Genomic DNA, 20,260 nt, shown 5'->3' with positions numbered 1-20,260 from the left:
ATCACCTTAGTTCTGTTTGTATATCTTCAAGTACTATCGAATTTAAACGATCCATAAATTTTTTATAATATGCTGATTCGTAATGAGAGAATGATTTTCCGAAAGGATATCTCTCATCACCAATAAATGGTGTATTTGTCAAGTCAATAATTTTAACGCTAGGTAGCTTATATTCAAAATAATTATCAACTTTGTCCCAAAAATAATTATTCCTATTAATTAAATCCTGATCTCCAAAAGGTTTAATTTCCCCATTACTATCTTTATATTTACTCGTAAAACGACCTTTGTTTAAAATGATTTTTGATGCGGGTATGGCCTCTGTCAATTTGTTGATAAAGTTATCAAGGGATTTTTTGTATATTTCAAAATATTTTTTGTTATTAGTATGGTTAATAATAGTTACATTTCTTAAATTCTTAAAAAACTGGCTTTGTTCTATAATAAAACTTGCACTGACAAATTGTTGTTCGCTAAACTGAATAAGTGATTTTGCAGCGTCCGAGTATAGGTCAATAATGAGATAATCCGGCTGTGAATTTTTAAGTTTTTCAAAAAAATCTTTTTTGAAATCTGTTTCAACAAAGTTGATATCTTGCTCTTTTATATCTTTAAAATCATCACGAGTAAAAGGGGTTGGCTCAGAAACCAAGCTCACTATTGAAGAGTGGAATTGAGTATAAACACACTCATAAATCTTCTTATATCCAGGATTGAAATAATCTCTGGAGTTAAAAGGGTTTCTACTGAAGCAAGTGCCCATTACAGCAATTCTGATCGGTTTAGTTCCTACTGTTTGTCGGTCTGAAATAAAAAGAGATAGATTAGATTTTCCGTTTATAAAAAATTTAGCATCTGAATTTATTAAATGCTTTGAGTTTGTTTTAAAGTAATTAAATGAATAAGTTGTTTCTTTATTTACGCTAACTTCGCTTTCTATAAAGTAATTTTCTTTATTTATGCGAATAAAAGCATCCCAGACTTCATTTCCTTTAAGAATAGACTCAGAAAAAGTAGTTGATTTTAATATTTTTGCTGTAAAATGACTCTCATTAAATTCTAATGGAAGTGCAATCTCGTCATAATATTCAACTTCTTTTCCAAGTTTTCTTCTTCTTTTCAGCACAAAAAACAGCTGGGAATGAGTGTCTACAAACAGATTTACTCCTTTTATTTCCAATGTAAATTTCTGCTCGTCCTCATCGTTATCAACTTTACTAATATTTGCAGAAAGTTTTTTGACTGTTTGAAAAGAAAGTTGATTTAAAGCATTTTCACTTGCCTTTAAAGAGTAAAACTCATTTATAGGATAATTATTTTCTTGGAGTACTCCTATTATAGTTTTCTCTATATTAACTTTTAAATATACTTCTTTTTGATTGGATAATAATTCATTATCATTATTTAAGGGCACTTCTGCTTTTAAAAATACATCATACAAATCATTATTTATTAATAAATCTTTTGGTATACAGAAATGTAAATTTTCTGATGAATTATCATCTTTTGCTATATTTATCTCATCTGAGTAAAAATATAAATCAGGTTGATCCCGTCTTAAAAGAGATAACGAAAATTGACTATTCAAAAGGCTTTTGTAGTCAGCTCCCACACATTCAATATTTAATTGAAATTGATTATTTACGTTTTGTTTAAATTCATTTAAAACCGGTATAAAATCAATGGGCCTTATAAAGAATGCTAAAGAACAATCTTTTGCAATATAAGGTCTAACTTTGTATATAGAATATTGATGAGGTATAAAATAGGGAAAAGTAGTTTTTTCGCCATGATCAAATTTTAATAATTTCTTCCCCGATGATGTCATCATATATACTGACCAGAAACTTTCGCTTATATTACAGGAAGTGAAAATTATGTTAAGATCAACGTTTAACCATAGTGAGGTACTATTGATTTCTTCATATTCAATTCTTATTCTTTCAAGAAGCTCTGTATCTCGATGATTTACTTTTTTTTCTAAGTAAAAAGCATGGAAATTTTCATCTTTACTAAATTCGCAAAGTATCTTCAAACTTCCCTTTATCTCATCATATTTTACATCTAATATACTCATGTCATTTCGCCTTTCCAATTAAACTATTCATACATAATAGTTTTTTATGAAGAGTTTTTAATAAATTAACTTCATTGAGTACTACTGAAAAATTTTCTCCCTCTAATCCGATTGAAAATTTTAAAATCCAAATGGGAAGTTTTAAACTAAAACCTGCATATTTATAATCTCTAACTTTATGGCCCCATATAATTATTTTTTCATCTAGTTGTATTTGTTTGGCATATATTTTTTTATTAAAATATTTTAGATAAATTCTGTCATCTTTTTTCATCTCATAAAGTTCATTAATAAAATGGCCTTTTAAAACTAAAAAGTATCCTTTATATTTAACATCATTTATAGTGATATTTTTCTTTTTTAGCTTTTCAACACCGTGAGCATATAAATATTTCTCATTCTTAAACTCTAACATTAGCTCTTTATAGTAACTATTCATGTTTTGACACAGAATATATTTAGATTCTATTTCACTTAAAATATATTTAAACTCAAGAATAAATTGATTAAATTCCTTAGTATTCAAAATATCTATAGGTTGATCTCTATTTTTAGGGTATAAATATAGTTTAATATGATAAGCAGTTAAATATTGTACATAAGGAAGTATCTCACCATAAATTTCTTTAGACCATTCAAATAAAACTGAATAAGAATTTTTCAAAAAATCTGTATAACGTTTTTTTGATGACCAAGAAGTATCAACTAACGAATTGCTTTCGAACCTTTTTCTGTAAAAATACTTTCCGTTTGCTACAACCCCGTAACAAGACTCGTTTAATATCAATTTATTCATAAAAAGGGCGTCTTCCCAAAAGTCCAAATCTTCATTGAATTTTGAACCATATTTTTGCAGAAGAGATTTTTTAAAAAAACTTCCCCCTATAAAGTATTGAGGAGCGTCATATTCATTCAAAATGTTAACTACCCTATTTCCTTTAAGAAAGCGATAATTCAATTTATGTTCGCCTTCTCTACAACCAAAATAATGTATCGGTAAGACTGCAATGTTAACCTTACTTCCCATTGCCTCAAAAAAAGATTTTACTTGATAGAGGGCCTCAAGAGATATTTTGTCATCAGAGTCAAGAAATCCAATATATTCAGATGTTTCATTGACTAGTTTCAGTCCCATATTTCTCGCTGCAGATGGGCCAGTATTATTTATCCTTTTATAATTTATATTGTTTGGGTACTTTTTTTGCAGTTCTTCGCAAATTTTTTTACTATCATCTGTGCTACCATCATCAATTAAAATGACTTGAACATATTTTTCAAAATCAAGCGTTTGGTTAATGACACTATTTATCGTCTCTAATAAGTACTTTTCCGCATTATAAACTGGAATAATTAATGAGAATATAATACTAACCTCCTTCCTGACTCTAAAAAATCCTTTCAATTACTCTTTTAGCAGCAAAACCATCTTCAATAGAGCAAAATTCATTATAAAATTGATTGTATTTATTTGGTATAGAGCCCATTTGAATAATATTTTTCAATTTCAAATAAAGTTCTTTTTTATTTACTACAATTTCACCTGGGGCATTTTGCTCAAAATCGAAATAAAAGCCTCTTAATTTATCTCTATACAGTTCTAAATCATAGGTATAAAAAATGATAGGTTTTTTTAGATTGCCAAAATCAAAGAAAACTGATGAATAATCAGTAATTAATATGTCACTTATCAAGTACAAATCTCTGATATCCTGATATAAAGAAACATCTTTAATGAAATGATGATATTTTTGCAAATTAAAGTTTTCTCGCACTAAATAATGCATCCTTAATAAAAAAACAGCAGAATCTTCAAATTCTTTTTGTAATTCTTCTAAGTCAAGTTGTAAGTCAAATTTATACTTTCCCACACCATAAAATTCATTGTCTCTCCATGTAGGTGCATACAAAATGATTTTTTTATTATCGTCAATATTTAGTTTTCTTTTAATCCTTTTACTAATATCGTCTCTATTTTCTGCATATAATAAATCGTTTCTCGGATAACCAGATTCAATAATTTCTTTTTTAAACTGAAAAGCACTTCTAAAAATCTCCGTAGAGTAAGCGTTAGGTGAAATGAGATAATCCCATTTACTAGCTTCTTTCAGGAAGTTTTTTTTATATTGTTCAGTCGTCGTGCCGGGCATATGTACTTCGTCCATGTCATTTGCAAGTTTTTTTAGGGGAGTTCCGTGCCAAGTCTGCACATATGTGGTTTTTCTCGGTTTTGGGATCCATAACGGCAAGCGGCTGTTTGTTATCCAATATTTCGCTGTAGCCATATACCATAGCCATTTGAGAGAGAATCTTTTTAAATATTTCACATCTAAATTATCAAATAAATCTTTGTTTCTTTTATCTATACTCCAGATTAATCGGTAATCATATTTATCTTTATTTTCCTCAAGATACTCAAAAATTGCTCGTGGATTACAGCTGAATTGTTTGCCGGAATAGCTTTCGAAGATGATTAATTTTTCATTCCTGGGCAAAAGCCCAATTGTTCTAAAAGCAATTGAGTATACTCTGACCAATAGACTTCTATATTTCATTAAAATCTTTGATTTCATTTTAGACTCCTTAAATGTTCGAACAATTAAATACTTATCTCAGCAAACAAGAAAAAAAGAAGCAACTGAATTACTTCAAGCCTCTTTAAGTTAGTGCTTCTATAAACTAGCCATGTCTTCTTTGATTTGGGTAGTTGAAATGCCTTCTGTTCTCGGAAGGTAAATGACCTCACAATATTCCTTTAAGAAGTCAAATTTCCCTTTCCAATCATCACCGATGACAAATGTATCTATATCGTACTTTTGAATATCTGAAATTTTTTGTTCCCAGTTTTTTTCGGGAATCACTTCATCCACAAAATCAATTGTTTCTAAAATGAATTTTCGATGTTCATAGGAATGATGCGATTTTTTTTGTTTTTGAAGATTAAATTCATCTGTAGATAATCCTACGATTAAGTAATCACCCAGATTTTTTGCTCTTTGCAGTAGCTTCATGTGTCCATAATGAAATAAATCAAATGTTCCGTACGTTATCACTTTCTTCATCAGATAACATCACCTTCCAACCGTTTTCAACTGAGAGTACCAGAAAAAAACCAAAAACCTTAACAGATTGTTTATAATTTCGACACATTTTTTACGTACCATTAATATTGAACAATAATAGCATAAGTTCCTATAAAAGTTAAGGCTCTTTAAAAATGTCAATCACCAGCATTTTTTGGTATCATCGTTGTATTGATGTATAATTTTTACAGGTCTAATGTCTCATCCATACCCATTATAACAAGTTTTCTTTTTCGAAAAAATCGAATCTTTTGTCGCGTTTTTAAGTGAAACGATTTTCTTTCTGCTGCGTCATTTATTTTGTACGCCCTCCTCATATTAATTCATCGTCAAAACGTGAAGGAATTGTAATGTGAATGTTAAAAGTTCCTAAAGATTTTTGTGGTAAGATAGAGTAAAATGTTTTCAGACAAAGAGTCTTTAATCAAACTATACGAATGACACGTGTTTTTTATAGACATATAGATGAAAAGGAGGGTTGATACGATGCAAACGAAACCCATTAATCAATTAGATTTTGTAGACGGTGAACTGACTTCATTTGTATCACATTTAGAAACGTCATTTTTGGACCAGAATAAAGGTGCGTTCATCGTAACAGCGAATCCTGAAATCGGATTTGAAGCGATTCAAAATCCGCGTTATGAAGCGGTTCTTTCATCTGCTGATTTTATTTTGCCGGATGGCATTGGTGTAGTGTTGGTTTCCAAGCTAATTGGTAAGCCGCTTCAATCCAGAATCGCCGGTTATGATTTGTTTACGTCTTTGCTTGAGAAGGCTGATCAAAAGAAAAAACGGGTTTTCTTTTACGGTGCAGCTAAACATGTGATTGCTCAGACAATCGAGCGAGTCAAACGTGATTATCCTGGGATTGAAATTGCCGGATATTCTGACGGTTATGTGAAGAATCAACGTGAGGTGGCAGACAAGATTGCAGCCTCAAATCCTGACATGGTATTTGTTGCTTTAGGTTATCCTAATCAGGAGTTCTTTATCCATAAATACCGACATCTATTCCCTCAGGCTGTTTCTGTAGGGCTGGGCGGAAGCTTCGATGTGTTCAGCGGCAATGTCAAAAGAGCGCCCTCATTTTTTATCCGTTTTCACCTTGAATGGATGTACAGGCTGATCACAAACCCTGCGCGCTGGAGAAGAATGCTTAGCATTCCTAAGTATGTTACAGCCGTGCTGAAACATGAACGAACTTCAGCAAAGCCGCAATATACAGGACAGGTCAAAGATCAATCACGCCATCTGTAATGGGCCTTAAAGGAGCTATGGTATGTAATGAAATGCATGAACCTTTCGCTGTGCCTGCCGACAATCCGCGGCAGCCGTTTTGAGCTGATGACAGATTGAAATCCTGGTTTGCGTTTTTTTACTATTTGTTCATCAAAGTCATCGGCGCATTGCTGTTTTGGGTCAAACCGGGAAGTCAAGTGACCCTTCTTGTTTCCTTTCCTGATAATGCCCGGGCAATATTAAAGGAATATCAGATGGGACACTACTCATTTCCCATTCATGTACTTTTGACCCAGCATGCCAAATCGCTGGAAACAGAATTTCCTGAGCTTACTGTTTCAGTTATTAACGAAAAACACCCGCTTCATATATATAAAGCGGTCTTTTCTATGCTGAGCAGTAAAGCTGTGATTGTTGATAACTATTTTGTTTTGACAACCGTTTTGACCTGCAGACCTGATATCGAGTGTATCCAAGTTTGGCATGCGAATGGAGCGTTTAAACGATTTGGGTTAAAGGATATCAACACACAGAATCGTTCGCGGGCTGACGTGAGACGCTTTCGCAAAGTGTATGCTTCATTTGACCAGATTGTCGTCGGTTCTGAACATATGGCTGACATATTCAAGGAATTCTTCGATATAAAAGGTGATAAATTTCTTCGGTTTGGCGTGCCTTTAACCGATGCTTACTATGAGGTGAAGGAAAACAGCAATGACCTTAAAAGCAAATATCACCTGCCGGCAGAGAAAAAAATCATCCTGTATGCGCCAACCTTTAGGGATCATCAGTTTGAAAGCTTTTCGCTGCCGTTTTCAGAAAAACAGCTGCAGCATGATTTAAAAGGAGAATATTTACTTGCAGTAAAACTTCATCCTGTTATGAAGCAATCTGCTCAATTGCATGGGGATAGTGCGTGGATAAAAGACGTATCAGACCTCCCTCTTGCAGACCTTTTAAAAATGAGTGATCTGTTAATATCAGATTATTCTTCTGTCCCTTTTGAATTTGCTTTGCTGGACAAACCCATTTTGTTTTATACGTATGATATGGAGGCTTACAACAGAACCCGCGGTTTAATCCGCCATTATACAGAGGTAATCCCCGGGGTTCCTTGCCGTGATTCAGGAATGCTCTTGGACCAGCTGAAAGATATGAACAGGCTTCAAACTGAAGTGGAGCGCTTTTCACGTGAATGGAATCTGTACTCGAGAGGGAATGCCAGCAAGCTGCTTTTAAGCTATGTAAATGAGAAATCAAACTGATCTTTATATATAATAGAGATCGGTATTGCAAATAATATGAAAACCTTTTATAAAACATTATGAGTTGTAGTAAGGAAGGAGTCATTTTATGATTTATGCTGAGATTCTAGCCGGTGGAAAAGGTTCCCGCATGGGGAACGTCAATATGCCAAAACAGTTTTTGCCGTTAAATAAACGCCCAATTATCATTCATACGGTTGAAAAGTTTTTATTAAATGACCGTTTCGATAAGATTTTAATCGTCTCCCCTAAAGAGTGGATTAACCATACAAAAGACATTTTAAAGAAATTTATCGGGCAGGATGATCGCCTGATTGTCGTTGAAGGCGGCAGCGACCGTAATGAATCTATTATGAGCGGCATCCGCTATATTGAAAAAGAATTCGGTATTCAGGATGATGACGTGATCATCACTCACGATTCTGTGCGTCCGTTTCTCACTCATCGCATTATCGATGAAAACATTGATGCTGTTCTTCAATACGGCGCGGTTGATACTGTTATCTCAGCCATTGATACAATTATTGCTTCAGAAGACCAGGAATTTATTTCTGATATCCCTGTCCGCGATAACATGTATCAGGGGCAAACACCGCAAAGCTTCCGGATCAGCAAATTGGTCGAGCTTTATAATCAACTGTCCGATGAGCAAAAAGCTGTCCTTACTGACGCTTGCAAGATCTGCTCGTTAGCAGGTGAAAAAGTGAAGCTGGTCCGCGGTGAAGTCTTTAACATTAAAGTAACGACACCATATGACTTAAAAGTGGCTAATGCCATTTTACAGGAGCGAATTTCACAATGATTAATCAAACATATCGTTTAGTTTCTGCCCGACAATTTGAAGTGACATATAAAGATAAAGTTGTCCATTCAGATAAGGTCGTCGTCCGTCCTACCCATTTATCCATCTGTGCTGCAGACCAGCGTTATTATACTGGCTCACGCGGCAAAGAAGCGATGGACAAAAAACTGCCGATGGCTCTGATCCATGAAGGGATCGGAAAAGTCATGTTTGATCCGACAGGCACATTTAAAGTCGGAACCCGGGTTGTTATGGTGCCAAATACACCGGTTGAAGAGCATGAAGTCATCGCGGAGAATTACCTGCGGTCCAGCAGATTCCGTTCAAGCGGTTATGATGGATTTATGCAGGATTATATGTTCATGGCGCCTGATCGGCTTGTTGAGCTTCCAGACAGCATTAATCCGCATGTCGCAGCCTTCACTGAGCTTATTACAATTGCAGTTCACGCGCTTTCCCGCTTTGAGCGCATGGCGCATAAGAAGCGTGACACATTCGGTGTCTGGGGGGACGGAAATCTCGGATTTATCATGACGCTTCTACTGAAGAAAAAATATCCAGACAGCAAGGTGTTTATTTTCGGAAAAACACCTTACAAGCTTGATCATTTTTCTTTTGTTGATGCAGCTTATCAAATTAACGACATTCCTGAAGATGTCAGAATTGATCATGCCTTTGAATGCGTGGGCGGACGCGGCAGTGAAAGCGCAATTGAGCAAATCATTGCCCATGTCCATCCTGAAGCGTGTGTAGCGCTCTTAGGCGTGTCTGAATACCCTGTTGAAATTGAAACAAGAATGGTGCTTGAAAAAGGGATTACGCTGATCGGCAGCAGCCGCAGCGGACGCGAGGATTTTGCCCGTACTGTAGACTTTTTAGCTCAATACCCTGAAGTCGTTGATTATTTAGAAACATTAGTTGGCGGACGCTTCCCGGTACGCAGTATTGAGGAAATTACAAACGCGTTTGAAGCAGATTTGACTTCATCTTGGGGAAAAACTGTTATTGAATGGGAAATTTAAACAGTGAAAACATTCCTTACACGAATTGTAAAAGGAGTATTCGGCACTGCTTATAAACTATTGAGCGCTTTATTACCAGTACAGCACAACAAAATTGTCATAGCTTCCTATCGTGAGGATCATTTAAGTGATAATTTTAAAGGTGTCTATGAAAAGCTGAAGCAAGATCCGTCTCTTCGCATCACCCTGCTGTTCCGCAAGATGGATAAAGGGCTGATCGGACGAGCTGCATATTTGCTTCATCTTTTCAGCTCGTTATATCACCTTGCAACATGCCGCGTGCTTTTGTTGGATGATTATTATTTTCCTTTGTATGTTGTGCCAAAACGAAAGGAAACTGTTGCCATCCAGCTTTGGCATGCTTGCGGCGCGTTTAAAAAATTTGGCTACAGCATTGTGAACAAGCCGTTCGGCCCTTCTTCTGATTATTTGAAGATTGTTCCCGTGCATTCAAACTATGATTATGCCATTGTCAGTGCACCCGCTGCCGTTCCGCATTTCGCCGAAGCCTTTCAAATGGAGCAAAAGCAGATTTTGCCGCTCGGCATTCCAAGAACGGATTATTTTTATCATAAGGAACATATTCGCACTGTACTGGATGAGTTTCATCGGGTTTATCCTGAACTGAAGCATAAAAAAAAGCTTTTGTATGCTCCTACTTTTCGAGGCAGCGGACATCATCAAGAGGGTGACGCTATACCGCTTGATCTGCTACAATTAAAATCGGCGCTAAACCATAAAGATTATGTCGTGATCCTCCATCTTCATCCGTATATGCGCAAACATGCGCACACGGAAGAGGATGATTTTGTGCTGGATTTAACTGATTCGTACTCTTTGTACGATTTGATGGCAATCTCTGATGGGCTGATAACCGATTATTCTTCAGTTATTTTCGAGTACAGCCTGCTGAAACGTCCGATGTATTTTTACTGCCCGGATTTAGAAGACTACTTGGAAGAACGTGATTTCTACTACCCGTTTGAATCGTTTGTACCCGGGCCGATTTCTAAAGACGTTGCATCGCTTGTATACGATATCGAGAGTGATCACGAGGCTGATACGAAACGTATTGAAGATTTTTCACAGGCATTTATCACCCATCAGGACGGCAAATCTTCAGAGCGGGTGGCCGATTTTATTTCATCATTTTTAACATCTGGTGCCGATTAGGAGAAAGTGAGGTACAAAGTGAAGCTGGCAAGAAAGATTAAGAACAGACTTTTCAGATCAAAAAAGAAAACGCAAAAAGAAAATGCAGCTGTCATTGTCCATCCAGCTGATAACAGGGTTTTTTCTCTTTTTGATAAAACGAAGCGAATTGAAGAAAACCAGCAAGTCCCTGTCAGAAAGATTTCTGAGTTTTCTTGGAATGGGTCAATTTTAAAAATTGCGGGTTATATGTATATCAAGGGCCTGCCGCTTCAAAAAGAGGATCAGGTTCGAAAACGTTTATTATTGGTGAACAACGGTGTTTTATTTACAGCTGTTTCACTGCGGGATGTTCCGGTAGATAAGCTGTCAATTGATACTTCAAATGTGCCTGGAGCCTATAAGTGGGCAGGATTTTCACAGCAGATTAACTTTTCTAAGCTGATGAATGACAAGCCTCTTCCGCAGGGCGAGTATAAGCTGTTTCTCGAGATTGAAGCTGTAGATGACCAAAATGTAAAACATCAGGAAGTGCATACAGTCGGAAATGTAAGTAATTTCCTCTCTAATGATGTGTATGCCACAAAAATGGAATTTCATTCTGCTAAAAAGCTGATGAAGTTCAATTTGATCGTTAATTATGATGAGGGCGAAAAGACGATTAATTTGTCTTGCAACAAACTGCAGGAAATTGATCCGAGCCTTTTGGAGCTGGATACTGGAAAAGAGGCAAACCGCTTTTTGCGCAAGCTGAATACAAGCTTATTCCATTTTGCTTATGATGTATTCCGCCTGCTTCCAATTAAGTCTAATAAAATTGTCTTTGCTTCTGACAGCCGGCTTGATATGACAGGAAACTTCGAATTTGTTTATGAAGAGCTGCTGAAACGTGAAGAAAATTTTGATTTCAAATTTTTCTTAAAGAGCAGCATTCGAGATAGAAAAAGCCTGTCTGAACTGATGTCTATGGCTTATCATTTTGCGACAAGCAAAATCATTTTTATAGATGATTTTTATCCGATTATTTATCCGTTAAAAATCCGTAAAAATGCGGACCTTGTCCAGCTGTGGCATGCTGTCGGTGCCTTTAAGACATTCGGCTACAGCCGAATCGGTCTGCCGGGAGGACCGTCACCGCATTCGAAAAACCATAGAAACTACACGAAGGTTATTGTCAGCTCTGAAAATATACGGAAGCACTACGCAGAGGGCTTTGGGGTAGACATTGAGAACGTCATTGCTACGGGCGTACCGCGGACAGACTTTTTCTTTGATGAAGCGAAGAAGGCATTTGTAAAAGAACGCCTTTATACAGAATATCCGTTTCTGAAGGACAAAAAGGTCATTCTTTTTGCTCCAACCTTCCGCGGAAACGGTCAGCAATCAGCTCATTATCCTTTTGAAGTGCTTGATTTTGACCGTCTGTACCGTGAGTTAAAGGATGAATATATCTTCTTATTCAAAATTCATCCATTCGTACGAAACGATGCCAATATTCCTTATCAGTACAGCGATTTCTTTTATGATTTCTCTTCGTTCAGGGAAATTAACGAGCTATTGCTCGTAACAGATATTCTGATAACGGATTACTCTTCTGTTTGCTTTGAGTATGCTTTATTAAATAAACCAATGATCTTCTTCAGCTATGATGTAGATGATTATATTCGCAAACGTGATTTCTATTACGATTACTTTGACTTTATTCCTGGCCCTCTTGCGAAAACGTCTGAGCAAATGATTTCGATCATTAAAGAAGAGAAGTATAACTTTGAGCAAATTGATTCATTTGTTCATTATTTCTTCGATGATCTTGATGGAAAAGCAAGTGAGCGTGTCGTCGATCAAATTGTTTTCCCTCAGGAAGAAGAGCCATCAGAGGATAAAGTCCTTAAAAGATAAATCAAAAACACCTTTTGCAGCCGCAAAAGGTGTTTTTTTATCGATATTCCGGAACATCAAAATAAAGTGTATAACCGTCCAGCAATGAATACAGGCTGTACATGCGGTTTACTTGTTTGTACGCCCAGCCGATGTCTGTTGCGTATTGATGTGTCGCTGTAGCTGACCATCTCATTTTGTACAGTGTGTCCTGATTGTAAGCTGTGTTGTGGATATACGATGAGCCTATGAATTTAGCTCCTCCGATAATGGCCGCTTCTGGTGTGAACCAGCCCTGCTCGTACGCATATTTGGCTCCGTAGTAATTCGGATTGCTGTCGTATGCTCCAATTCCATACATGTTGTATACGGTTTTTCCGTTATAGGTTAATCCATTGGCTAAGGCGGATGTCCCGTTTCCTGTTTCAAGAAGAGCGTGTGAGATTAAATACAGTTCGTTGATGCTATATTGATTGGCGGCATCGATAAATGCCTTTGCTCTCCCTGTCAGGATGCCTTTACCCGCAAGCACTTTCTGATTGACCTCAGTAACGCTGAGGCCCGCTGTCTGTGACAGCTTGAGAAATTGGAAGTAGTATTTGCTGTCTCTGGAAAAGTTATTCGGATCCACGTATTGAACTACTTCACCACTGCTTGCGTTTCGCCAGCCCAAATTGATCTTAGCCCAGCCGTTTATCTGTCCGATGATTTTCACTTTATCGCCTTTTTTAAATTGGCCGATCACGTTTGTCGGGCTGACTTCCGGCGTTGACCGGATATTTAGTACATCAGCCGTAACGGTTGATGTTGCTGTATTAATGTACGTGAGCGATACGTAAGCCGCTCCGTCTGTTTGCGGACTTACTGTCATTTGTTTTTGGACCATATCACGAAGCGAGAGATTGTAATTTGTTTTCATGATTTGCGGGCCATTTTTGATCTTCACGATAGATGATGTCCATCCGTATAATTGTTTTAACCTTGTTGATGCCGCAGCAGCTGTATCATTGCCTGTGAACTGCTCATTTACGTTGATTTTATAAAGCGTATTGCTTTTCGTTGTGTAGCTGGGGGTTACACTTTTCGATTTAAGATAGGTTAACCCATTGTTCAATGCTGTTTTGCTGCTGAGCTGTGTTGTCACGATTTTGTATTGTGTATATGCAGTCTGGCCTGTTTTTGATGTTGTGACTGCGATTTTATTTTGTTTAAAAAATGTTAAAACGCGGTCAATCTCTTCTTGGCTGATGATAGCTTCAGTTGTGATTTGATAGCTGCTCGCAGCTGTCTGACCGGTTTTCTGGCTTGCTGCTGATATATGATTTGATTTGAAAAACGTGAGTGCCTGATTGACTTTCGTTTGATCAAGCAGAGATTCGGTTGTGATTTTAAACGTGTCAGCTATTTGTTTTTTGACGGATTTCGCAGAAGCACTCAGCTGATTTTTCTTTAATATGTTCAAACCCTTTGTGACTTTTGCTTGATCTGATGTTTCTTCTGAGATGAGCTGATATTGATTTTCTGCTGTTGATCCTGCTGCTGTTTTTGCAGCTTTTACTTTTTTCTGAGCAAAGAAGGCTGCTACTTTGTTTGCTTGCTGCTCGCCTAAAATCTTTGCCGTCGTGATTTGATAAGCGGCAGACGTTGCCGTTTTTTTGACGCTGGATGACGTGTAATGCCATTTTTTCTTTTTAAAGAAAGTGTTTACTTTTTGAAGCTGCTGTTTTGTTATACCCTTCATATTCACAGTATATGATGTGCTTTTTCCAACCTGTTGATAACTGCCGGATACGCCGGTGTTTTTCTTGATTTGGCTGATGGCATCCTTTACTGTATTCAGCCCTTTGAAATAAGCTGATTGGACATTGTATGACTCAACGGTTGTTTTTTGATTGATGGACTTGTAGCTGCCTGTGATGCCAGTGCTCTGTTTCAGCTGCTGCAATAGAGTCTTGGCATTCGCTTCACCTGAAATGGAGGCAGTTGTGAACGTATAATAGGCTTGTCCTTTCACGGTTTCCTTTAATGATGCCTGCAGCCCCGATTCCTTTTGAAAGGCGTTTTTGATCTGCGCAGCTCTGCTGTCTCCCACGATTGTGCCAGACTGAATGGTTGTGACAGACACCGTGTGTGTGATGGGCTGATACGAGCTTTTAATCCCCGTTTGCTTAGCCAGGCTCTGGATAAGCGCCTTGACCTTTGTCTCATCAGCAATGTCTGATGTCATGACGTTCATATAGGGCTGAGCTGCTCCGTAAGCTTTTACAGCGCCAGCCACTCCCGTCTCCTGTTTCAGCTTTGCTAGGATAGTGTTGGCCTGTTTTTCTCCGGAGATGGCACCTGACGAGATGGTGACATATGGCTGTTTGCTTCCAACAGGACTTGACGTTCCTGTAATCGATGTCTGTTTGGCGAGTCCGCTCAGTATTGCTTTCGCTTCTGATTCGCTATGAATGCCTGAGGCGGAAATTTGGTAGGTCGTTGTTGTGCCTGAAGCCTGATAGGATGCATCCCAACCAGTATCTTTTTCCAGTTTGGCGACAGCTTGTGAGGCTTGGCTTTCTGTACTGAACGTATTCGACGGCTCTACTTTATATAGTGAGTAGTCGGTATACGCGGCTGCCTGGGCAGAACCAGATATGGCAAAAAAGGCAAGGGACGCGGCGGATAGAAGCATAGGTGCGATTAGTCTCTTTTTCATTCCTTCTCCTCTTTCTTATTCTATGAGTATATAAAACTAGTTTATTTATCGGCACGCGCATGCTTCATTTATAGGTGAATCACTTCCATTTTCTAATAAAAAAAAAACTTAATCTCGAAGTGAGATTAAGTTTAAATATGAGACACGATAAGGGTACAAGTCCCTTTTATCGTAAAATCGGGCATTTGAGCCGGCAAAATAAAGTGATCGCCTTTTTTGAGCGGACATGTTTTGTCCTCATACATGAGCAAACCGCTCCCTTCTATCACGCTGCAAATCAGAAAGGATTCATCCTGAGCCATTTCAGCTTCGCCATTGATGTCCCATTTATACACCGAAAAATATTCCCCTTGGACAAATGTTTTAATGGTTATGCCTTTTCTTGATTCTGTCGATTCATCTATATACCCGTCCACATGGGGAACCGTGGCGGCATTGACCGCTTTGGCAAAATGAAGCTCTCTCGGACTTCCGTTGCTATCAAGACGGTCATAATCGTACACCCGGTATGTGGCATCTGAATTTTGCTGAGTCTCTAAAACAAGGGCCCCCTTGCACAATGCGTGCAGTGTTCCGCTCGGCACATAATAGAAATCACCCGGTTTAATTTTGATTCTTCGCAGCAGGCCCTCCCAGTCACCGCTGTTGATCATTGTGACAAGTTCGGTTTTTGAGCGGGCCGTATGCCCGTAAATGATTTCTGCGTTGTCCTTACAGTCGATAATGTACCAGCATTCCGTCTTGCCGAGTTCTCCCTCTTCGTTTTCTCCGGCATAGTAATCATCAGGGTGAACTTTAATTGACGTATCTTCCTTCACATCCAGCAGCTTTGTCAGAAGCGGGAACTGATCCCCCTCTACGCCGCCGAATATTTCACGGTGCTCTTTCCAAAGCTCGATCAATGTCTTTCCTTTATACGGGCCATTTGCAACAGTGCTCGGTCCTTTTGGATGAGCGGAAATGGCCCAGCATTCCCCCGTTGATTCTGAAGGAATACTGTATCCAAATCTATCTCGTAAAGCGGTTCCGCCCCAGATTTTTTCTTTAAACACAGGCGTTAGAAAAATCGGTGATTGCGTCATGATCCGTACCCCTCCCCTGTAAATAACTGATCATCATTTTCCCGGTGCGCCCCTCTTACAAACGCCCGTATAAGCTGTCTTTTTTCCGATGACAACATATGTACAAAGCATCATCTTTTCATTACCCCTTCAAAGAAAACGCTTCCTATCTATTATATCACGTCGAAAAGAAGCTTTGTTTCAGCCTTTTCCTCGATAAGAATAATTCTCCTTTTTTGATACAAATTAATAAAACCGTCAATCTGTTTACGAAGGAGAGAAACTATGCAAATCGACTCTGATCTCCAGAACAATTTAGACACACTGAAAAAAACATTGGGACAAAACGACGATATGATGTTTTATACATTTGCTTTCGGAGATAGCAGACAAAAGGCGTGTTTACTGTATATTGACGGTCTGACAGAGAATAAAATGCTGGCGCAATACGTCATTTCTCCTTTACAAAAAGAGGCGTTAGCCCATAAGGAACGCTCGATTGAAGACTTATCCGCCTTTTTTTTCGGCTTTCACCACAGCGTTGTTTCTACAATGAAAGAAATAGAGCAGCTCGTTTTTTCAGGGCAAGCCATTTTGCTCGCTGATGGCTATCGCGGAGGATTAGCTTTCGACACAAAGTCAGTCACAACACGCAGTCTTGATGAACCCTCCTCTGAAGTCGTGGAACGCGGTCCTAAAATAGGATTTATTGAAAAACTGCGGACAAACACGGCACTTTTGCGTGAACGGACGAGTGATCCTAATCTCGTCATCAAAGAAATGACACTCGGAAAAAGGACCAAAAAGAAAATCGCTGTCGCTTATATTCAGGATATCGCCCCAGATTATGTCGTCAAAGAAGTGTTTAAAAGGCTGAAATCAGTTAATATAGATAATTTGCCCGAATCGGGGACGCTTGAACAGCTGATTGAAGACGAACCATTTTCAATTTTCCCCACAATATTAAGCACAGAACGACCAGATCGTGTAGAGGCTGCACTGTTAGAAGGACGAGTGTCCATATTAGTGGATGGTACGCCGTTTGCTTTGATTGTACCGGCTACGGTTGACGAATTTATTCATTCGCCCGATGATTACAGCCAGCGCTGGATCCCGATGTCACTTGTACGCCTTCTTCGTTATTCCAGCATCCTGATCACCATTTATTTGCCCGGTCTGTATATTTCTCTCGTTTCTTTTCACACCGGGCTATTGCCGACTAGAATGGCCATATCTATTGCAGGCAGCAGGCTTAACGTACCGTTCCCGCCTTTTATAGAGGCCTTTATCATGATCTTTACGATCGAATTGATTCGAGAAGCCGGATTAAGGCTGCCTAAGCCTATTGGACAGACAATTGGCCTTATCGGCGGGGTCGTCATCGGACAGGCAGCTGTTCAGGCGCAAATTGTCAGTGCGCTTATGGTCATTGTCGTTTCTGTCACAGCACTGGCATCCTTTACCGTTCCTTCATACGCCTATAACTTTCCGCTGCGGATCATTCGGATCGGGGTTATGATAAGTGCAACAGCGCTTGGCATGTATGGCGTTATAATGGTTTATCTGTTTGTGATTGGCCATCTCATGCGCCTGAAAAGCTTTGGACAGGATTATATTATTCCAATGTTGGCAATCCCTGGACAGGATTTAAAAGACACGGTGATCCGCATTCCTACTATATTTTTAAAAAGAAGACCGACACGAAACGATCCTGAAGATAACATCAGACAAAGGTGATGGCTATGAGGAAATCAGAGCATAAACTGACATTTATGCAGACGCTCATTATGATCAGCAGCACACTGATCGGTGCCGGGGTCCTAACCCTTCCCCGCTCAGCTGCCGAAACCGGCAGTCCGAGCGGATGGCTTATGATACTGCTGCAGGGCGTTATTTTTATTATCATTGTTCTGCTTTTTTTGCCTTTCCTTCAAAAAAACAGCGAAAAAACTCTTTTTAAGCTCAACAGCATGGTAGCTGGAACATTCATCGGCTTTCTATTGAATTTATATATCTGTCTATATTTCATTGGGATTGTTTGCTTTCAAGCTCGGATTTTGGGAGAGGTTGTCGGATTCTTTTTGTTGAAAAACACGCCAATGGCAGTTGTTGTGTTTATATTTCTTGCAGTTGCCATCTATCATGTAGGCGGAGGCGTTTATTCAATTGCAAAAGTATACGCTTATATTTTTCCTATAACCCTTATTATTTTTATGATGCTTCTGATGTTCAGCTTTCGCTTGTTCCAGTTCGATTTTATCCGGCCTGTTTTTGAGGGAGGCTATCAAAGTTTTTTCTCTTTATTCCCTAAAACACTATTATATTTCTCAGGATTTGAAATCATTTTTTATCTCGTCCCATTTATGAGAGATCCGAAGCAAGCGAAAAAGGCTGTTGCTTTTGGGATCGGGACTTCTACAGTGTTCTACAGCATTACTTTGTTCATTGTGATTGGCTGTATGACTGTGGCTGAGGCAAAAACTGTGACATGGCCGACCATTTCCCTCATCCACGCATTAGAGGTTCCGGGTATTTTTATTGAACGATTTGATCTGTTTTTACAGCTGACCTGGACAGCTCAGCAATTTACCTGTATGCTCGGATCCTTCAAAGGCGCCCATATCGGGTTAACGGAAATCTTTCATCTAAAAAATAAAAACAATGCTTGGCTGCTGACTGCAATGCTGGTTGCGACGTTTTTCATAACGATGTATCCCAAGGACTTGAATGACGTGTTTTATTACGGGACGCTTCTTGGATATGCTTTCTTAATTGTGATTGCAATTCCATTCTTCGTCTGGCTTTTAAGCTGGGTACAGAAAAAACTTGGGAGGGGTCAGCTGCAATGAAAACAGCAACAAAACTCGCAGTCATGTTTCTTATGCTGCAGGTTCTCTGCGGATGCTGGGATGTCAAAAATATTGAGAAACTATCCTTCGCCAGAGGGCTGGCGATCGATGAGACAGATGATCACCAGTACAAACTGACGTATCAAAACCTTCTTCCCCAAAGCGAAGACAGCCAAGCATCCGGAAAACCCGAATTTGTCAATGTGACGTCCTACGGGAAAACGATCCTGGAAGCAGTCAGTGATGTATCCATCAAGGACCCTCCTGTTTATAGCGATCATTTAAAAGTGATTCTTTTGGGAGAAAAACTGATGAGGAATCAAAATGTAGACCAAGTCTTCAACCACTTTATCCGGGATGATGAGCTGCGGCGAAGCAGCTATTTGATGGCAGCCAGAGGGAATGCAGCTGATGTTTTCACAAAAGGAAACCCCAATCAGCAGCAGCCGATGCCCTCAGAAAAACTGATTGATTTGACAACTCACAGCGGATATAACGGTAAGATTATGATACCGCTGCGCATCGGCAGAGCATCTATATACTCTCAGAACGGGTACAGTTATCTTATTCAAGCCGTGAAAAACCAAAAGGGAAAAGCCAAGTATGACGGTGCAGGCGTTATCAAAAGAGGCAGCAATAAACTTGTTGGGTTTCTTTCAGCTGATGAAACCCAGACACTGACATGGGTCATGGGGACGATCCAAGGCGGTGTCATGCCAACGACAGATAAAGGACATCCGATTACGTTTGAACTCAAAAAGTCAAAAACGAAAATTAAGCCGATCATTGAAAACGGAAAGCCTGTCTTTCAGATTTCTGTTAAAACGAAGGGCATCCTGACAGAAGACCAAAACCCGAATGAAAACTCCTTTAGCAAAAGATATTTGCACAGGCTGGAGAACATTTTTGAGAAAAAGCTTGAACGAGATGTAAAGCAGGTGATGGATAAACTGCAGCACGAGTATAAAACCGATCCGGTCTTTTTATCAGACCACATAAGGATTCAACACCCTGACTACTGGAATAAAGTAAAAGGACATTGGGATGAAATATTTTCTGAGGCTGATTTTAAGTACGATATTTCTTTTAAAATCATTAACTTTGGAACGGTGGGAAAGTAAGCAATCAAAA

The 20,260-nt window shown here is 38.7% G+C and carries 15 protein-coding genes; 9 read left to right on the top strand and 6 right to left on the bottom strand.

Annotated elements, in window-relative coordinates:
- Position 1 precedes the first annotated feature (1 nt).
- The 4 genes from ACQVGT_RS02850 to tagD form a co-directional block, all read right to left on the bottom strand.
- Positions 2 to 2,077 carry a DUF6270 domain-containing protein gene (locus ACQVGT_RS02850; RefSeq protein WP_015384806.1) on the bottom strand — a complete coding sequence of 692 codons (2,076 nt, stop codon included), beginning with the start codon at positions 2,075 to 2,077 and terminating at the stop codon, positions 2 to 4.
- Between the two features lies 1 nt (position 2,078).
- Positions 2,079 to 3,479 carry a glycosyltransferase family 2 protein gene (locus tag ACQVGT_RS02845; RefSeq protein WP_015384807.1) on the bottom strand — a complete coding sequence of 467 codons (1,401 nt, stop codon included), beginning with the start codon at positions 3,477 to 3,479 and terminating at the stop codon, positions 2,079 to 2,081.
- Positions 3,463 to 4,647, bottom strand: coding sequence for a CDP-glycerol glycerophosphotransferase family protein (locus ACQVGT_RS02840; protein ID WP_015384808.1), 1,185 nt, complete (start codon positions 4,645 to 4,647; stop codon positions 3,463 to 3,465). Before ACQVGT_RS02840 ends, ACQVGT_RS02845 begins: the two co-directional genes overlap by 17 nt.
- Positions 4,648 to 4,746: 99 nt before the next feature.
- Positions 4,747 to 5,136 carry a glycerol-3-phosphate cytidylyltransferase gene (gene tagD, locus ACQVGT_RS02835; protein WP_015384809.1) on the bottom strand — a complete coding sequence of 130 codons (390 nt, stop codon included), beginning with the start codon at positions 5,134 to 5,136 and terminating at the stop codon, positions 4,747 to 4,749.
- A 507-nt stretch (positions 5,137 to 5,643) separates the two neighbouring features.
- Between tagD and ACQVGT_RS02830 the strand changes: the two genes are divergently transcribed.
- The 6 genes from ACQVGT_RS02830 to ACQVGT_RS02805 all read left to right on the top strand — a co-directional run bounded on the left by ACQVGT_RS02830 (position 5,644) and on the right by ACQVGT_RS02805 (position 12,539).
- A complete protein-coding gene (locus tag ACQVGT_RS02830) occupies positions 5,644 to 6,417 on the top strand; it encodes a WecB/TagA/CpsF family glycosyltransferase (RefSeq protein ID WP_015483778.1) in 774 nt (257 codons plus the stop codon).
- A gap of 95 nt (positions 6,418 to 6,512) precedes the next feature.
- Entirely contained in the window at positions 6,513 to 7,664 is a 1,152-nt protein-coding gene (locus ACQVGT_RS02825; RefSeq protein ID WP_015483779.1) for a CDP-glycerol--glycerophosphate glycerophosphotransferase, read from the top strand.
- An 88-nt stretch (positions 7,665 to 7,752) separates the two neighbouring features.
- Positions 7,753 to 8,466, top strand: coding sequence for an IspD/TarI family cytidylyltransferase (locus ACQVGT_RS02820; protein ID WP_015384812.1), 714 nt, complete (start codon positions 7,753 to 7,755; stop codon positions 8,464 to 8,466).
- Positions 8,463 to 9,488 carry a ribitol-5-phosphate dehydrogenase gene (locus tag ACQVGT_RS02815; RefSeq protein ID WP_003235523.1) on the top strand — a complete coding sequence of 342 codons (1,026 nt, stop codon included), beginning with the start codon at positions 8,463 to 8,465 and terminating at the stop codon, positions 9,486 to 9,488. Before ACQVGT_RS02820 ends, ACQVGT_RS02815 begins: the two co-directional genes overlap by 4 nt.
- Positions 9,489 to 9,491: 3 nt before the next feature.
- Positions 9,492 to 10,661, top strand: a complete 1,170-nt coding sequence (locus ACQVGT_RS02810; protein WP_015384813.1) for a CDP-glycerol glycerophosphotransferase family protein — start codon at positions 9,492 to 9,494, stop codon at positions 10,659 to 10,661.
- A gap of 18 nt (positions 10,662 to 10,679) precedes the next feature.
- A complete protein-coding gene (locus ACQVGT_RS02805; RefSeq protein ID WP_015384814.1) occupies positions 10,680 to 12,539 on the top strand; it encodes a CDP-glycerol glycerophosphotransferase family protein in 1,860 nt (619 codons plus the stop codon).
- Between the two features lie 37 nt (positions 12,540 to 12,576).
- Here the strand turns inward: ACQVGT_RS02805 and lytD are convergent, their stop codons facing one another.
- Both lytD and manA read right to left on the bottom strand, forming a co-directional pair.
- Positions 12,577 to 15,219: a beta-N-acetylglucosaminidase LytD gene (lytD, locus tag ACQVGT_RS02800; RefSeq protein WP_015483780.1), complete on the bottom strand. Its 2,643-nt coding sequence runs from the start codon at positions 15,217 to 15,219 to the stop codon at positions 12,577 to 12,579.
- Between the two features lie 131 nt (positions 15,220 to 15,350).
- Positions 15,351 to 16,301, bottom strand: coding sequence for a mannose-6-phosphate isomerase, class I (manA, locus tag ACQVGT_RS02795; RefSeq protein ID WP_015384816.1), 951 nt, complete (start codon positions 16,299 to 16,301; stop codon positions 15,351 to 15,353).
- A 264-nt stretch (positions 16,302 to 16,565) separates the two neighbouring features.
- Between manA and gerBA the strand changes: the two genes are divergently transcribed.
- The 3 genes from gerBA to gerBC are packed head-to-tail and all read left to right on the top strand — an operon-like array spanning position 16,566 to position 20,250.
- Positions 16,566 to 18,017 carry a spore germination protein GerBA gene (gerBA, locus tag ACQVGT_RS02790; protein WP_015384817.1) on the top strand — a complete coding sequence of 484 codons (1,452 nt, stop codon included), beginning with the start codon at positions 16,566 to 16,568 and terminating at the stop codon, positions 18,015 to 18,017.
- A gap of 5 nt (positions 18,018 to 18,022) precedes the next feature.
- Positions 18,023 to 19,129: a spore germination protein GerBB gene (gerBB, locus tag ACQVGT_RS02785; protein ID WP_015483781.1), complete on the top strand. Its 1,107-nt coding sequence runs from the start codon at positions 18,023 to 18,025 to the stop codon at positions 19,127 to 19,129.
- Positions 19,126 to 20,250, top strand: a complete 1,125-nt coding sequence (gene gerBC, locus ACQVGT_RS02780; protein WP_015384819.1) for a spore germination protein GerBC — start codon at positions 19,126 to 19,128, stop codon at positions 20,248 to 20,250. Before gerBB ends, gerBC begins: the two co-directional genes overlap by 4 nt.
- The last annotated feature ends 10 nt before the right edge of the window (positions 20,251 to 20,260 follow it).

This window comes from Bacillus sp. SCT118, from assembly GCF_058566435.1.
The sequence above is the reverse complement of the archived record's forward strand: the minus strand, read 5'-3'. Positions and strand labels throughout refer to the sequence as shown.

What these genes read in the sequence shown, in the direction of transcription:
- gerBC (WP_015384819.1), top strand. Translation starts at nt 19,126, where the DNA reads ATGAAAACAGCAACAAAACTCGCAGTCATGTTTCTTATGCTGCAGGTT.
- gerBB (WP_015483781.1), top strand. Translation starts at nt 18,023, where the DNA reads ATGAGGAAATCAGAGCATAAACTGACATTTATGCAGACGCTCATTATG.
- gerBA (WP_015384817.1), top strand. Translation starts at nt 16,566, where the DNA reads ATGCAAATCGACTCTGATCTCCAGAACAATTTAGACACACTGAAAAAA.
- lytD (WP_015483780.1), bottom strand. Translation starts at nt 15,219, where the DNA reads ATGAAAAAGAGACTAATCGCACCTATGCTTCTATCCGCCGCGTCCCTT.
- ACQVGT_RS02830 (WP_015483778.1), top strand. Translation starts at nt 5,644, where the DNA reads ATGCAAACGAAACCCATTAATCAATTAGATTTTGTAGACGGTGAACTG.
- manA (WP_015384816.1), bottom strand. Translation starts at nt 16,301, where the DNA reads ATGACGCAATCACCGATTTTTCTAACGCCTGTGTTTAAAGAAAAAATC.
- tagD (WP_015384809.1), bottom strand. Translation starts at nt 5,136, where the DNA reads ATGAAGAAAGTGATAACGTACGGAACATTTGATTTATTTCATTATGGA.
- ACQVGT_RS02815 (WP_003235523.1), top strand. Translation starts at nt 8,463, where the DNA reads ATGATTAATCAAACATATCGTTTAGTTTCTGCCCGACAATTTGAAGTG.
- ACQVGT_RS02840 (WP_015384808.1), bottom strand. Translation starts at nt 4,647, where the DNA reads ATGAAATCAAAGATTTTAATGAAATATAGAAGTCTATTGGTCAGAGTA.
- ACQVGT_RS02850 (WP_015384806.1), bottom strand. Translation starts at nt 2,077, where the DNA reads ATGAGTATATTAGATGTAAAATATGATGAGATAAAGGGAAGTTTGAAG.
- ACQVGT_RS02820 (WP_015384812.1), top strand. Translation starts at nt 7,753, where the DNA reads ATGATTTATGCTGAGATTCTAGCCGGTGGAAAAGGTTCCCGCATGGGG.